General features: G+C 72.8%; 10 protein-coding genes. 4 read left to right on the top strand and 6 right to left on the bottom strand.

Features of this window, described 5'->3' with window-relative positions; all coding sequences use genetic code 11:
- Positions 1–211 precede the first annotated feature (211 nt).
- From ACZ7MG_RS28650 to ACZ7MG_RS28640, 3 genes are all read left to right on the top strand, one after another.
- Complete coding sequence (locus ACZ7MG_RS28650) at positions 212–1,087, top strand: helix-turn-helix domain-containing protein (RefSeq protein ID WP_471384328.1); 876 nt, start codon at positions 212–214, stop codon at positions 1,085–1,087.
- Position 1,088: 1 nt separating this feature from the next.
- Positions 1,089–1,349 (top strand): DUF397 domain-containing protein, encoded by a 261-nt coding sequence (locus ACZ7MG_RS28645; protein WP_471384331.1) that lies wholly within the window; start codon positions 1,089–1,091, stop codon positions 1,347–1,349.
- 98 nt (positions 1,350–1,447) lie between these two features.
- Positions 1,448–2,263, top strand: a complete 816-nt coding sequence (locus ACZ7MG_RS28640) for an SAM-dependent methyltransferase (protein ID WP_471384334.1) — start codon at positions 1,448–1,450, stop codon at positions 2,261–2,263.
- A gap of 151 nt (positions 2,264–2,414) precedes the next feature.
- Here ACZ7MG_RS28640 and ACZ7MG_RS28635 read toward each other — a convergent pair whose 3' ends face one another.
- The 4 genes from ACZ7MG_RS28635 to ACZ7MG_RS28620 all read right to left on the bottom strand — a co-directional run bounded on the left by ACZ7MG_RS28635 (position 2,415) and on the right by ACZ7MG_RS28620 (position 9,358).
- Positions 2,415–3,494 carry a LacI family DNA-binding transcriptional regulator gene (locus ACZ7MG_RS28635; protein WP_471384336.1) on the bottom strand — a complete coding sequence of 360 codons (1,080 nt, stop codon included), beginning with the start codon at positions 3,492–3,494 and terminating at the stop codon, positions 2,415–2,417.
- Between the two features lie 377 nt (positions 3,495–3,871).
- Positions 3,872–6,328 carry a beta-galactosidase gene (locus ACZ7MG_RS28630; protein ID WP_471384339.1) on the bottom strand — a complete coding sequence of 819 codons (2,457 nt, stop codon included), beginning with the start codon at positions 6,326–6,328 and terminating at the stop codon, positions 3,872–3,874.
- Complete coding sequence (locus ACZ7MG_RS28625; protein ID WP_471384342.1) at positions 6,328–8,106, bottom strand: beta-galactosidase; 1,779 nt, start codon at positions 8,104–8,106, stop codon at positions 6,328–6,330. Before ACZ7MG_RS28625 ends, ACZ7MG_RS28630 begins: the two co-directional genes overlap by 1 nt.
- Before the next feature lie 73 nt (positions 8,107–8,179).
- Positions 8,180–9,358 (bottom strand): MFS transporter, encoded by a 1,179-nt coding sequence (locus ACZ7MG_RS28620; RefSeq protein ID WP_471384344.1) that lies wholly within the window; start codon positions 9,356–9,358, stop codon positions 8,180–8,182.
- A gap of 381 nt (positions 9,359–9,739) precedes the next feature.
- Between ACZ7MG_RS28620 and ACZ7MG_RS28615 the strand changes: the two genes are divergently transcribed.
- The gene (locus ACZ7MG_RS28615; protein ID WP_471384347.1) at positions 9,740–10,195 is read left to right on the top strand and encodes a GNAT family N-acetyltransferase; all 456 of its coding nucleotides are present in this window, start codon (positions 9,740–9,742) and stop codon (positions 10,193–10,195) included.
- A gap of 227 nt (positions 10,196–10,422) precedes the next feature.
- On the opposite strand, the gene ACZ7MG_RS28610 is transcribed toward ACZ7MG_RS28615, so the two are convergent.
- Together ACZ7MG_RS28610 and ACZ7MG_RS28605 are read right to left on the bottom strand one after the other, a co-directional pair.
- A complete protein-coding gene (locus ACZ7MG_RS28610; RefSeq protein ID WP_471384350.1) occupies positions 10,423–11,700 on the bottom strand; it encodes a hypothetical protein in 1,278 nt (425 codons plus the stop codon).
- 339 nt (positions 11,701–12,039) lie between these two features.
- Positions 12,040–13,416, bottom strand: a complete 1,377-nt coding sequence (locus ACZ7MG_RS28605; RefSeq protein ID WP_471384948.1) for an FAD-dependent oxidoreductase — start codon at positions 13,414–13,416, stop codon at positions 12,040–12,042.
- Positions 13,417–13,580: the final 164 nt, after the last annotated feature.

Below are 13,580 nucleotides of genomic sequence, written 5' to 3'. Positions count from 1 at the left end.
CCACTGTGGCATCCGCGAACAACACCTCGCAACCAGCAAGTTGAAAATTGCAATTTGTGGGACGCATGCCGACCCCGTTCGAGCCAAGATCGTGTCAGACTGCGCTCTCGAAGCGACTCGCACAACAACGCGCAATCCTTGAACGAAAACGCGCAGGAGTCGTAATCCAGTTCGACATAGCCTCTGTTGCCCGGCGTGAGGGGTGGTGGGCGTGACCGCGGAAACGGACTGGGGCGGAGCCCCCTCCGTGCTGCGCATGATCCTCGGCAGACAGCTGGAGGAGTTGCGCACTCGCGCCGGTCTGACGTTCGAGCAGGCGGGCGAGGCGATCGGAGTCAGCCATTCCACGATCCGTCGCCTGGAGGCCGCCAAGGTCGCCCGGCTGCGCCTCCCCGATGTCGAGAAACTGCTCCAGATCTACGGTGTGTCGGACCAGCAGGAGATCGAGACCTTCCTGAAGTCGGTCCGCGAGGCCAACAAGCGCGGCTGGTGGCACACCTACCGCGACGTCCTGCCCGACTGGTTCGCCGCCTATCTGAGCCTGGAGCAGGCGGCGCTCCAGATCCGCGCGTACGAGCCGCAGTTCGTGCACGGCCTGCTCCAGACCGAGGAGTACGCCCGTGCCCTGCTCGGCGCCGGCAACCCGCACGCGGCGACGGAGGACACCGAGCGGCGGGTGGCGCTGCGGATGCGGCGCCAGGAACTCCTCACCCGTGAGCAGCCGCCGCGGCTGTGGGTGGTGATGGACGAGACGGTGCTCAGATGGCCGGTCGGCGGACCGGACGTGATGCGCGCCCAGGTCGACCATCTGATCGAGCTGAACCGGCTGCCGCATGTGACGGTCCAGATCATGCCGTTCCAGAACGGTCCGCACCCGGCGATGCGGGCCGGTGCGTTCCACCTCTTCCGGTTCAGGGCACCCGAATTGCCGGACATCGTCTACCTCAACGGCCTGGTCGGCGCCGTCTACCTCGACAAGGGGGAGGACGTCGTCGTCTACCGCGAGGCCCTGGACCGGCTGGGCGCGCAGTCCGCGCCCGCCCGCAAGACCGAGATTCTCCTCGGCGCACTACGCAAGGAGCTCTGACGTGCACCACCCCACAACCCACGGAGTACACCACGACGTCCGCAACGGCATGCCGGCCCGCGAGCTGGGCGTCCAGGACTGGCACCGGCCCTGGAGCGACGACGCCGGCGGCGCCTGCGTGGAGGTGAAGAAGCTCGCCGACGGCCGGGTCGCCGTACGCCAGTCGACCGACCCGGACGGGCCCGCGCTGCTCTTCACCCCCCGTGAGATGACCACGTTCCTGACCGGTGTGAAGGCGGGCGAGGCCGACTTCCTGCTCTGAACCGCTGAACACGCTTGCTGCCACGCCTTGTTGACGCACCACCTGTTTGAGAACCGACGCATCGTCTGTACGACACGACCCCGATGGGAGGGACCGCGTTGCCCGACAACGGATGGCCGGCCGACCGGATCGACACCGATCACGCGCACTCCGCGCGTATCTACGACTACATCCTCGGCGGCAAGGACTACTACCCGGCCGACAAGGAGGCCGGTGACGCGATGGCGCACGAGTGGCCGGCCCTGCCGGTCCATATGCGCGCCAACCGCGACTGGATGAACCGCGCGGTGCGCTGGCTCGCCGAGAAGGCGGGCATGCGCCAGTTCCTCGACATCGGAACCGGCATCCCCACCTCCCCCAACCTCCACGAGATAGCCCAGTCGGTGGCCCCCGAGTCCCGGGTCGTCTACGTGGACAACGACCCGATCGTCCTCACCCTGTCCCAGGGGTTACTGGCCAGCACCCCCGAGGGCAAGACCGCGTACATCGAGGCCGACTTCCAGGACCCGGAGACCGTCCTCGGTTCCGCCGAGTTCCGGGACACCCTCGATCTGACCCAGCCGGTCGCGCTCACCGTGATCGCGATCGTCCACTTCGTACTGGACGAGGACGACGCGGTCGGCATCGTCCGCCGGCTCCTCGAACCGCTCCCCTCGGGCAGCTATCTGGCGATGACCATCGGCACCGCCGAGTTCGCCCCCGAGGAGGTGGGCCGCGTCGCCCGCGAGTACGCGGCCCGCGACATGCCGATGCGGCTGCGCACCATCGACGAGGCCCACGAGTTCTTCGACGGCCTCGACCTCGTCGACCCCGGCATCGTCCAGGTCCACAAGTGGCTCCCGGACGGCACGGGCGAACAGAACATCCGCGACGAGGACATCGCGATGTACGGAGCGATCGCAAGAAAGCCGTGAGCTAGCGCGGCGTGCGCACCCCTGGCCCGTTTCTCCGACGCCGGTCCAGGGGCGCGCCCCGTCAGGGGCGCGGGGAACTGCGCGACCAGCCCCCACCGGACCCGCACTCGCCCGAAAACCCACGAAGGCACCCCCATAGGGCGCCCCGAACCTACCCCGCCACCCCCGTACTGTCCCGAACGATCAACTCGACAGGAATCACCGAGTCCCGCCCCAGAACCCCGGGCTCATCCAACTGCCGCACCAGCAAGCGCAGCGCCATCGTGCCGATCAAAGAGAAGTCCGTACGGATCGTCGTCAGCGGCGGCAGCAGATGCGCCGCCTCCGGGATGTCGTCGTAGCCGACCACGCTGACGTCGTCCGGGACCCGGCGCCCCGCCTCGTGCAGCGCGCGCAGCAGCCCCAGCGCCATCTGGTCGTTGGAGACGAACACGGCGGTGACCTCCGGGCGGCCCGCGAGCCGCCGGCCCAGCTCGTAGCCGGAGTCGGCGCTCCAGTCCCCGGCGAGGGGCGCGTGGACGGGGGCGCCGGCTCGCGTCAGCGTCGCGCGCCAGCTCTCGGCGCGGCGGTCGGCGGAGGTCCAGCCGGGTGGTCCCGCGATGTGCCAGACCGTGCGGTGGCCGAGGCCCAGCAGATGTTCCGTCGCCAGCCGGGCGCCCGCCGTGAAGTCCGAGGAGACCACGGGGGTGCCGTCGCCGAGGCCGTTGTCCAGCATCACCAGCGGGGTGTCGGGGCGGGCCCCGGCCAGGGCGGTGGCGACGGGGCGCTGGGGGGCGATCGCGATGATGCCGTCCGCGCCCTCGGCCGACAGCCGGTCCACCGCCTGGACGACGGTGTCCCGGTCGGCGGTGTCCAGGGCGATGGAGCTGACGAGGTACCCGGCGTCCTGGGCGGCCGTGTTGATCGCGGTGAGGGTGGAGGCGGGGCCGTAGCGGGCCGCGTCGAAGGAGATCACGCCGAGCATCCGGGTGCGGCCGCTGGCGAGGGAGCGGGCGCTGCGGCTGGGGCGGTAGCCGAGGGTGCGCATCGCTTCCAGCACGGCCTCGCGGGTCTCCTGGCGGACGGCCGGGTTGTCGTTGAGGACGCGGGAGACGGTCTGCTTGGACACCCCCGCGAGACGGGCCACGTCGTCCATCACCGGACGGGAGCCGGCGAAGTTACGACGACTACGGCCGCGGGGGGTGCCGTCGGGGGCCCCGGCCGCGGTGCCGTCCGTGGTGCTGCGGGGCATGCGGCTGGCTCCTCTTCTACGGGGTCCGGGTCGAGGTGGTGCTGTCTGGTGCCACAGAATAGAACCGAGGGGCTGCGCCCCTTCGACCCCCTTTTCGCGCTCCGCGCGGGGTGGGTGGGTATGCACGGGCCGGTGGGGCTTCTCGCGCAGTTCCCCGCGCCCCGAAAGGGCTGCAGGCCCTCACGGGCCTGCAGCCCTTTCGGGCCGAAAAAGCAGGGCGCAGCCCGCTTTTTCAGGGGCGCGGGGAACTGCGCGACCAGCCCCCACCGGACCCGCACCCGCCCACTCACCGCCCCTCCCCCCTCGGGGTCGAAGGGGCGGCGCCCCTGGGGGATGGGACGGGTAGGGGCGGCGGGGGCGAGGAAAAGAGGGCGGAATCAGCCAGGGCGGAAGTGCCAGGTTCGGGGGGTGATCAGCTCGACGTGGGTGATCTCCGCCGGGATGTCGACGTCCCCCGCCCAGCCCGGGACATGGACCGGCGCCCCGGCGGGCAACGGAAGCACCCGCAGCCGCAGCACTCCCACCACTCCCCGCCCGACCCCGATGTCCCAGACCCCACCCCCCACCCCCGAGTAGAACTGATCCGCGACAAGCCGGTCCCCCACATACGCCCGGCCCACATCCCCGGCCCAGTGCACCCGGAGAATCGCCCCCGCCCCCACCCCCTCCGGCAGCACCACGTCGTACTCCGCGGCCACCGCCCCGAACCACGAGTCGCCCGGCACACTCGCCCGCCCCAGCACCCCCGTGGTGACCGGCGGAGCCAACCCCGCGGCCCGGACGAGGGTCACCGACGGCGCCCCCGCCTCGCCGCCCTCCCCCGCCACCACCGTGTAGCGGACGAACACCCCGTCCTCCACCGACTTCACCGTCCCCCCGACCACCACAGGAGCCCGCTCGGGCGCGGGCAACACGGCGAGCGACGGCTCCGGGCCCGGCCCGTGCACCCGCACCTCGTCCGCGTGCCCGTCGAAGACCACCCCACCACCGGCCCCGGCGAGCACGAGCCGCTCGGCGCCCCAGGCCCGCCCCCGGTAGGCGGTACGGGCCGTCGCCGCGTCCAGGACCAGCAGGCCGACCCGGCTGCCGTCGGCCGCGTCGACCTCCACCAGCGCGTCGGTCCCGGGGCGCAGCCCGGTCACCAGGATCCGCCCGCCCTCGCTCCGCACCTCGCCGGAGGGAACCGAGACCGTCGTCACCGTTCCCGTGTCCAGGGCGAGTTCGACAGGGATGCCGTCGACCGCGGCCAGGACCAGGACCGTACGGCCCCGCCCGTCGTCGACCGTGCAGACGGGCTGCGCGGTGGCCCAGTCGAGCCGCAGCCCGGCGACCTCCAGCCTCAACGGCCAGCAGAAATACGCCCCTTGGGGGATCGTGACGGGCGTGCTCGGCAGGGACAGAACCGGCGCCGGACCGTCCGGTGACGCCTTACCGTCCTCCGGGAACCCCACCTCGAACGACGTCCCCGGATGCTCCGGCAACGGCTCGTGCGGCTGGTGGTTGTTGACGAAGAGGAACCCCGAGCGGCCGTCCCCCCGCACCGCCCACCGCAGTGTCTCCCGGTCGTGCTGGCCCGTCGGCAGCCGCTCGGGCAGTACCGAGTCCATCGGGGCGATCAGATGGCCGAAGTCGGCCAACAGCAGGTGCTGGAGGCGGAGTTCGTCGTAGGAGGGACGGTACTGGCCGTACTCGCCGAGCGGGGCCCGGAAGTCGTAGGTGAGGACGGGGAGGTCGTTGGGGTAGCCGGTGGCGTGGGACTCCTGGAGGGGCGTGAGGTCTCCCGGCGGGTTGGTGCCGCCGTGGAACATGTAGTAGCCCTGCCAGACCGAACCGCAGCCGATCTTGGTGAGGCCGAGGGCGCCGATGTCGGCGGCCTCGACGCGCGGCCGGCGGTGGTAGGCCACCGCCATGCCGCCGCCCAACTCGCAGGTGGCCCAAGGGAATCGGGCCGCCGAGGCAGCGGAGGCAGCCGGATCCCCGCCGCGCACGGTGGTGGGGCGGAGGTCCGCGCCGATGCCCTCGTCGTCGCGCTGGTCGGTGAAGAAGAAGTGCTTGCGGCAGGTGTCGGGCCAGCCGCCGTCCGCCTCGGTCCAGAAGGTTTCGGTGTAGCCGCCGTAGAGCGGGAGGAGTTCGTCCGGGGGCAGTTGGACCCCGCCCCAGGCGGTCGACGTCCACAGGGGCGCCGACAGGCCCGCCTCCTGCGCGAGCCGCTTCAGGGTGAGCAGATGGCCCGGCTGGTCGTACAGCTCGTTCTCGATCTGGATCGCGACGATCGGGCCGCCGTGGGCCCGGTCCAGACCGCGCAGCTGCCCGGCGATCGCCTCGTACCAGGTGCGTACGGGCGCGAGGTAGGCCGGATCGTCGGTGCGCGGGGCGTCCGTGCGGGCGAGGACCCAGTCGGGCAGGCCCCCGTTACGGACCTCGGCGTGCACCCAGGGGCCGATGCGGGGGACGAAGTCCAGACCGTGGCGGGCGCAGAGTTCGGCGAAGCGGCGCAGATCGCGGTCGCCGTCGAAACGGACGCGGCCCTCCACCTCCTCGTGGTGGATCCAGACGAGGTACGCGGCGACGGCCGTCACCCCGCCCGCCTTCATCTTCAGCAGTTCTTCCTCCCACTCCCCGGCCGGGTAGCGGGTGTAGTGGAACTCGCCGGAGACCGGGAACCACGGACGGCCGCCCCGGGTCAGCCAGCGGCTGGTGACCTCGATTGGGTCGGCCACGCCCGGCGCGTCGGCGAAGGGGAGGTGGCCGCGCAGCGGCGGCACCCGCCCGGCCGGGAGCCGCAGCCGGTGCGGCTCCGGCTCCGGCTCCGTCCCCGTCTCCGGCGGTGTCATCAGGGCTTCACCGGGCCCAGGTCGGGCGTGTCCGTGAGCTGCGCGCGGGCGCTGGTCGTGGCGTTCAGCTCCAGCAGGACCAGCTCGTTGGCGCCGGGGCGCAGGACGGGGCCGGGGACGTAGAGGGTGCGCTGCGGGCCCCGGTTCCAGTAGCGGCCCAGGTGGAAGCCGTTGATCCAGGCCTGGCCCTTGGTCCAGCCGGGCAGCGACAGGAAGGTGTCGGCGGGGGTGTCGACCTCGAAGGTGCCCTGGTGGAAGGCCGGGACGGTGGCCGGGGCCGCGCCGGCGGCCGGGGCGAAGGGGACCGTGGACAGGTCGGCCAGCGGGAGGCGGTGGGTGTCCCAGCCGAGCAGCGGGGTGCCGTTGAAGGTGACCTGGCCGAGCAGGCCCTTCGCGGCGCCGATGCGGGGGCCGTAGTTGACGCCGCCCATGTTCTCGACCAGCACGTCCAGCGTGGCGCCGGGGTGCGGGACGCGCAGCGGCAGGGTCTCGTCGTGCCGTTCGCGTTCCAGGACGCCGACGGGGGCGCCGTCCACGAAGACCTGGGCGCGGTCGCCCACCCCGCCCTCGAAGTGGAGCAGACCGTCGCCCGCCTCGGAGAGGGTGGTGCGGTAGAGGGCGTAACCGGAGCGCTGGCCGAACTCCTCCATCGTGAGCGGGCGTTCGGACCGGCCCACGGCCGCGTCGAGGGAGGTCGCGTACGGCAGCAGCGGTGCCCGGCGGTCCAACTCCACGGTGATGCCGCCGAGTTTGGGCGCGGGGGTCGGCACCGGCTCGTCCGGGACCGGCGCGTGACGGGCGATCACCTCCCGGAACGCGTGGTACTTGGTGCCGGGGTCGCCGGACTCGCCGAGGGCGGCGTCGTAGTCGTAGGAGGTGACGATCGGGGCGTAGCACTGGTCGTGGTTGGCGCCGTTGGTGAAGCCGAAGTTGGTGCCGCCGTGGAACATGTAGATGTTGACGGAGGCACCGGCGGCCAGCAGCTTGTCGAGGTCGGCGGCGGCGCTCTCCGCGTCCCGGACGTGGTGCTCCTCGCCCCAGTGGTCGAACCAGCCGATCCAGAACTCCGAGCACATCAGCGGCCCTTCGGGCATGTGCGCCCGCAGTGCCTTCAGGTTCTCGTCGATCCTGCCGCCGAAGGTGGCGGTGGACAGGACACCGGGCAGGCTCCCGGCGGCCAGGTGGTGGGCCGAGCCCGCCTGGTCGCAGGTGAAGAGCAGCTCCTCGACACCCCGCGACCGCAGCGCCTGGTGGACGTGCTTGAGGTACGCGGTGTCGTCGCCGTACGCCCCGTACTCGTTCTCGACCTGGACGGCGATGACCGGGCCGTCGTTCGCGGCCATGTACGGCAGCAGCGGGGGCAGCAGGATGTCGAGGTAGCGGTCGAGGGCGTCGGTGAAGCGGGGGTCGCTGGAGCGCAGCCGGATGTCGGTGTCCGAGGTGAGCCAGGAGGGCAGGCCGCCACCGTCCCACTCGGCGCAGATGTACGGGCCGGGACGCAGCAGGACGTGCAGGCCCTCGGCGCGGGCGAGGCTCAGATAGCGGGGCAGGTCGAGCAGGCCGTCGAGGACGAGCGGGCTGTCCGGGTCGGGCTGGTGGAGGTTCCAGGGGACGTACGTCTCCACCGTGTTGAGGCCCATCAGGCGGGCCTTGCGCAGCCGGTCGGCCCACAGGTCGGGGTGGATGCGGAAGTAGTGCATCGCGCCGGAGATGATCCGGAACGGTTCACCGTGCAGGAGGAAACCGTCGGACGACGTGGTGAGAGCGGGCGTGCGCAAGGCTGCTTCCCTTCGACTGGGGTGGGGGTACGGGGCGGGCGGGACGTGGTCGGCCCAGGGTGTCTCAACAGGCCTACGGGGGCGATGAGTCGGGGCGGGTGGCGCGGATGAGCCAGAGTGTGGCCAGCAGGCAGACCGCCGAGACCGCGCAGAGCAGCAGCGGGACCGCGCGGACGCCGGACCACTCGATGGCCTTGCCGAGCGCCGGGCCCGCCGCCACTCCCCCGATCATGGACGCGGCGATGACGAGCGCTCCGGCCCGGCGGGCCCGGGGTGCGGCGGCGTGGAGCCAGGGCAGGCCGGTGGGGAAGATCGGCGCGATGAACAGGCCGACTCCGGCGTAGGCGTACGGGGCGAGCCAGGGCACCGAGGCGAGCAGCAGACAGACGGTCATGCCCGCGCAGGACACGGCGATGATCGTCGGGGGCGAGTGACGCAGGGCGACGGGGGCGGCCAGGAAGCGGCCGACGGTCATCATCAGCCAGTAGGCCGAGGTGGCGGTCGCGGCGGCTCCGGCGCCGTACCCGACCGTCTCCAGGTGGGTGGGTTCCCAGCCGCCGACGCCGGTCTCGACGCCGACGTGCAGGACGTAGAGGGCGACGAACACCGCCAGCACCGAGCCCAGGCTGCGGCCCAGCACCGAGCCGCCGGGCCGTCCCTCGGCCGCCTCGGCACCCGGCTGGGGCACCCGGTCGCGGACGCCCCGCAGACAGAGCAGCAGCGGCAGGTTGGCGGCGGCGACGGCCAGGAAGAGCGCCGGGTAGTGCTCGGCGCCGAAGGCGGCGACCAGGGCGGGGCCGAGGATCGCGCCGATGCCGAAGTGGGCGTTGAGGATGTTCAGCATGGCGGTCGAGCGGTGGCCGAAGCCGACGGCGAAGAGCTGGTTGAGGCCGTAGTCGATGCCGCCGAAGCCGAGGCCGGCGAGCAGGGCGGCGGCGAGGCCGGCGGGCCAGTTCGGGGCGAGCGCGAAGCCCGCCGCGCCGAGGGCCATCAGCAGATACGAGGTGCCGAGGAGCCGCCGGTTGCCGATCCGGCCGAACAGCCGGTCGAAGAGCAGTACGCCGGCGACCCCGCCGACGAAGTGGGCGCTCAGCCCGAGCCCGGCGGCCGAGGGCGACAGGTCGTACGCGTCACGGAAGGCCGGGATCGCGGGGCCGTAGAGCGCCTGGAGCACGCCGATGAGCACGAACCCACCGCAGGACGCCACCACGGCGGCAGGGCTGAACACCCTCGTCCCCGGGGCGGGTCGCATGTGCTTCACCTCTCGCGCGGTCGGTGCGTCGGGCACGCGGACCCCACCTCTCCGTGTCTGGGCCACTCGCAGTGTTACCGGTAACATCCCCGCCGTCAAGATCCCCCACAAGCCTGTGTGACGGGTGGGGCGAGGGAGGGGTGACGGGTAGGGCGAGGCGGGGGGTGTGGCGGGCGAGGCGGGGGTTGACGGGGGTGGCAGGGGGTTGGCGGGGGGGAATTTCCCGGGCGGTCGGGGCTCGCCGCGTGTTTTGATGCGGCCGTGACGACTGACAGGAGTGACAGCGTGCCCTCGGGGCGTACGCGGCGAACGGGGCGTACGGGGCGTACGACGGGGGAGGCCCGGCGTCGGACCGATCGCGATCTCGAGGACTGTGTCCGGGTGCTCGCGGAGGTCCATGACCGCGACGGCTATCCGGTGAACTGGCCCGACCGGCCCGCCGCGTGGCTGTCGCCGCCCTCGCTCCTCGCCGCCTGGGTGGTGGAGGTGGACGGCCGGATCGCCGGTCACATCGGCCTGTCCACGAGCGGCGCGGACGACGCCGCACCCGGCCTGTGGAGCGCCCGCGCGGGCGTGGGCGTGGACGAGACGGCCGTGATCAGCCGCCTCTTCGTCGCCCCGTGGGCCCGCGGCCTGGGGCTCGGCGCGGCCCTCATGGCACAGGCGGTCTCCGAGGCCCGGCACCGCGGTCTGCACCCGGTGCTGGACGTGGTGGCGTCCGACACCGCCGCGGCGGCCCTCTACGAACGGCTCGGCTGGCACCTGCTGGCCACGGTCGAGCAGCGCTGGGGCCCGGACCAGGCGGTGGCCGTCCGGTGCTACGCGGCGGCCCCCTGATCGCACCGCCGCGCGGCACCGGAGCGGCGGGGTGGACGCGCCCGGGAGCGGGTGCCGGGCGCGCCCCGCCGCGAGGCCGGTCAGCAGATGGTCTGCACGCTGTTGACCAGGCGGTGGCCGTCCGGTGCTACGCGGCGGCCCCCTGATCGCGCCACCGCGCGGCACCGGAGCGGCGGGGTGGACGCGCCCGGGAGCGGGTGCCGGGCGCGCCCCGCCGTGGGGCCGGCTCAGCAGATGGTCTGCGTACTGCCGACCAGGCGGTTGTTGCGGAAGGTGGTGTTCTCGCCGCAGGGGCTTTCGCGGATCGACGAGTTGGTGACGGTCAGGTTCTGGACGGTGATGTCACGGTTGTTGGCGAACTCCGTGCGCGCCGCGAGCCGGATCTCGCCACCACCGGACACCGTGCCGCTCTGGGCGGCGAGGTTCACGTTGTAGCAGTTCTCGATCAGGATCGCGTTGTTGCCGGTGTTGGTGAGGTTGATCCGGTCGATGACCGCGCCACCGCTCTCGGAGACGCAGAAGACACCGCGCCCGCCGCCACGCGCGACCACCTCGCCGACACGGATGTTGGTCGGGTACGAACTGCCCACCCGGCCATTGCGGTTGGCCATCCGGAAGGCCGCGTAGCCGGTGCCGGTGCCCGCGCCGTCCGCGTCGACCTTGGTGACCGTGGCGTTGATCGTCTGGTTGAGCAGCAGCCCGGACTCGCCCACGTTGCGGGCGGTCACCGTGCCCACGGTGAGCCCGTCGACGCCGTACGTCTCGACCGCGTGGCTGCTCGCGCCGGACACGTACACGTTGTCGATCCGTACGTTGCGCGTCCACTGGCTGGTGTCGCCCCGGTTGTCGATCCGGACGCCGAGGCCGCGCGAGAGACGCATGTCCAGCTGGCCGAGGACGACGTTCTGGACGTTGCGCAGGAAGATCCCGTACAGCGGGGTGCCGGTGAGGTTGAGATGCTGGACCTCGATGTCCCGGGTGCCCCGGGAGTAGACGGGCGCCTGGTCGCCGGAGCCCGTACCCGTGACGTTGATCGTGCCGCACACGTCGAGCACGGTGTAGCTGGGCAGCGAGACCCGGGAGCCCGCGCCGATCGACCCCGAACCGCGTACGACGACGCGCTCCTTCGAAGTCCGGCCGGAGGTGAGGCTGTTGACGGCGGCCTGCATCGCGGCGCGCATGTCGGCCCCGGTGTACGTCACGCTGCCGCCGCGACGGGCGGTCCAGGTACTGCCGTTGAGCACGGCCTCCGCCTGATACGCGCCCTCGCCGCACGCCGCCGCGACCCGCGCCTCGGCGGCGACCGGGGTCGCGGCGAGCTCCGGCCCCGGGCTCGCGGGCGCGGTCAGCGCGGCGGCCCCGGTCAACAGCGCGGTCGCACCGGCCGCGGTGACAAGGGCGCGGGTGCGGTTGCGGGTTCGGGTGTGCGTGCGGCGGGCGGTGGGGTCGGCGCCGGCCTCTACGGCACTGCTGTCGGTGGACCGGGCTGCGGCTCTGCGTCCCATGTCGGCTCTCCTGTGGGGGATTCGGTGCTCCTGCGGTGCGCCTGCGGTGCGCCTGTCCTACGGTCCCGCCGTACCGTCCCGCAGTACGGCCCCGCCGAACCGTCCCGCCGTGCGCCGTGCCCTCCCCGCCGGCCCCGAGTCGCCGCATCGAAACCGATTCGACCGCGCCGTTCCGGGGTCGAGGGGTCGCCGGGCCGGTGACCTGGAGGGGCGTGGCTTCGTACGGCGCCGGGCGTACGGCGGTGTCGTGACAGGCGCTCGATGTGGCGGGCCGCGAGTGTGGCAAGCGCTTTCCACGGGCGTCAAGGGCCCGGTGGCACCCTCCTCCGTTCTCTCACGTCACTCACGCGTCATCGGCGGCTCCGCAGGCGTCTCCCGGACCTGCCCGAAGAGCACGGCCCGCGCCACGGCCGGGGCGAACAGGGCGCCGAGCGGCTCCTTGAGGGAGACGACGGAGCGGAAGGCGCGGCCCACGACGGGGTCGCCGGGCACACGTTCCTGCACCCGGCGCAGATACCACCCGGCGACCCGGTCCGCGGCCCGCACGGTGACCGCGTCGCCGATCGCCCCCGGCATCACCTTGTCCGCCCCGGCCGAGATGTCCCACGCCTGGCGCGACGCCGCGAGCAGCGCCCGCTGCACTACGCGCGTGGTGGGCGTACGGCGCGGATCGGACAGCGCGTCCCGCAGGGCCACAGCGCTCGTCGCGGCGACGGCCATCCCCTGCCCGTAGACCGGGTTGACGGTACACAGGGCGTCGCCGACGGCCAGGAATCCGGCGGGGCGGCGGCCGGGCAGGTCGTAGCGGCGCCGTACGTTCGCGGTCCGCCGGAAGCCGAAGACCGGCGACAGCGGTTCGGCGTCACGCATCCAGCGGTGCACCACCGGGTGCGGCAGCCGCTTGGCGTACGCCTCGAACTCGTCCTCGTCTGTGGGTGGTTCGTCGCCGCGCAGCCCGGAGAGGGTGGCCAGATGGGTGCCGTCCTCCAGGGGGAGGACGACGGCACCGTACGGCTGCGTGGGGTTGGGGATGAAGTAGAGGCCGAGCGCGGGGGCCGGCGGGGCGGTGCCGAGGGTCCCGGCGGTGTCCCGGTAGACGCGGGAGGCGTAGGCGAGCCCGGTGTCGATGGTCTCCTCGTGCGGGGCCTCGGCTCCGAGGGCCGCCAGCCACCGGGCGGCCTTCGTGCCGCGCCCCGAGGCGTCGACGACCAGGTCGGCGGGCAGTTCCCGTTGTTCGCCCCGGTTTCCGTCGCCGCGTTCCCGCACCAGCACGCCCCGTACGCGCGTGGCGTCCCCGAGCAGACCGACCGTGTCCGTCCCCTCGACGAGGGTGACCGTCGGCTCGGCCAGGACCCGGCGCCGTATCAGCCGCTCCGTCTGGGCGCGCGACCCGGTGTGGATGTGGACCGTGGCGGGCGTCCGCCGCAGCCAGCGGTCGTTCTGGAACTGCACCATGTCCGCCGGCATCCCGACCCGCGGTGCACCGGCCTCCCGGAGTTCGGCCATGAAGCCGGGCAGCAGTGCGTCCAGGGCGAGTTGGCCGCCCTCCAGCAGGACATGCGGATGCCGGCTCTGCGGTACGCCCGGCCGGGGCGCCGCCGCCCCCTCGCCGTCCCCCTTCGGGAAACGGTCCCGCTCCACGATCGTCACCCGCTCGGCGTGGCCCACGAGGGCCCGTGCCGCGAGCAGGCCGGCGATGCTGCCGCCGACGACCACCGCGTGGCGACCGGCCGGGCCCGTCGCCTCGTCCGAAATCCAACGGCCGTTCGTCCGTGCCGAGTTCACCGACTGCACTCCTCGTTCTCGCAGACCTGTCCGATGAACAGCTCTATCACCGCCGCCGAGGAGGCGCCGGGTCGACGCACCGGCGCCGGTGACGG

Source organism: Streptomyces sp. NPDC107538 (assembly GCF_055657445.1).
The sequence above is the reverse complement of the archived record's forward strand: the minus strand, read 5'-3'. Positions and strand labels throughout refer to the sequence as shown.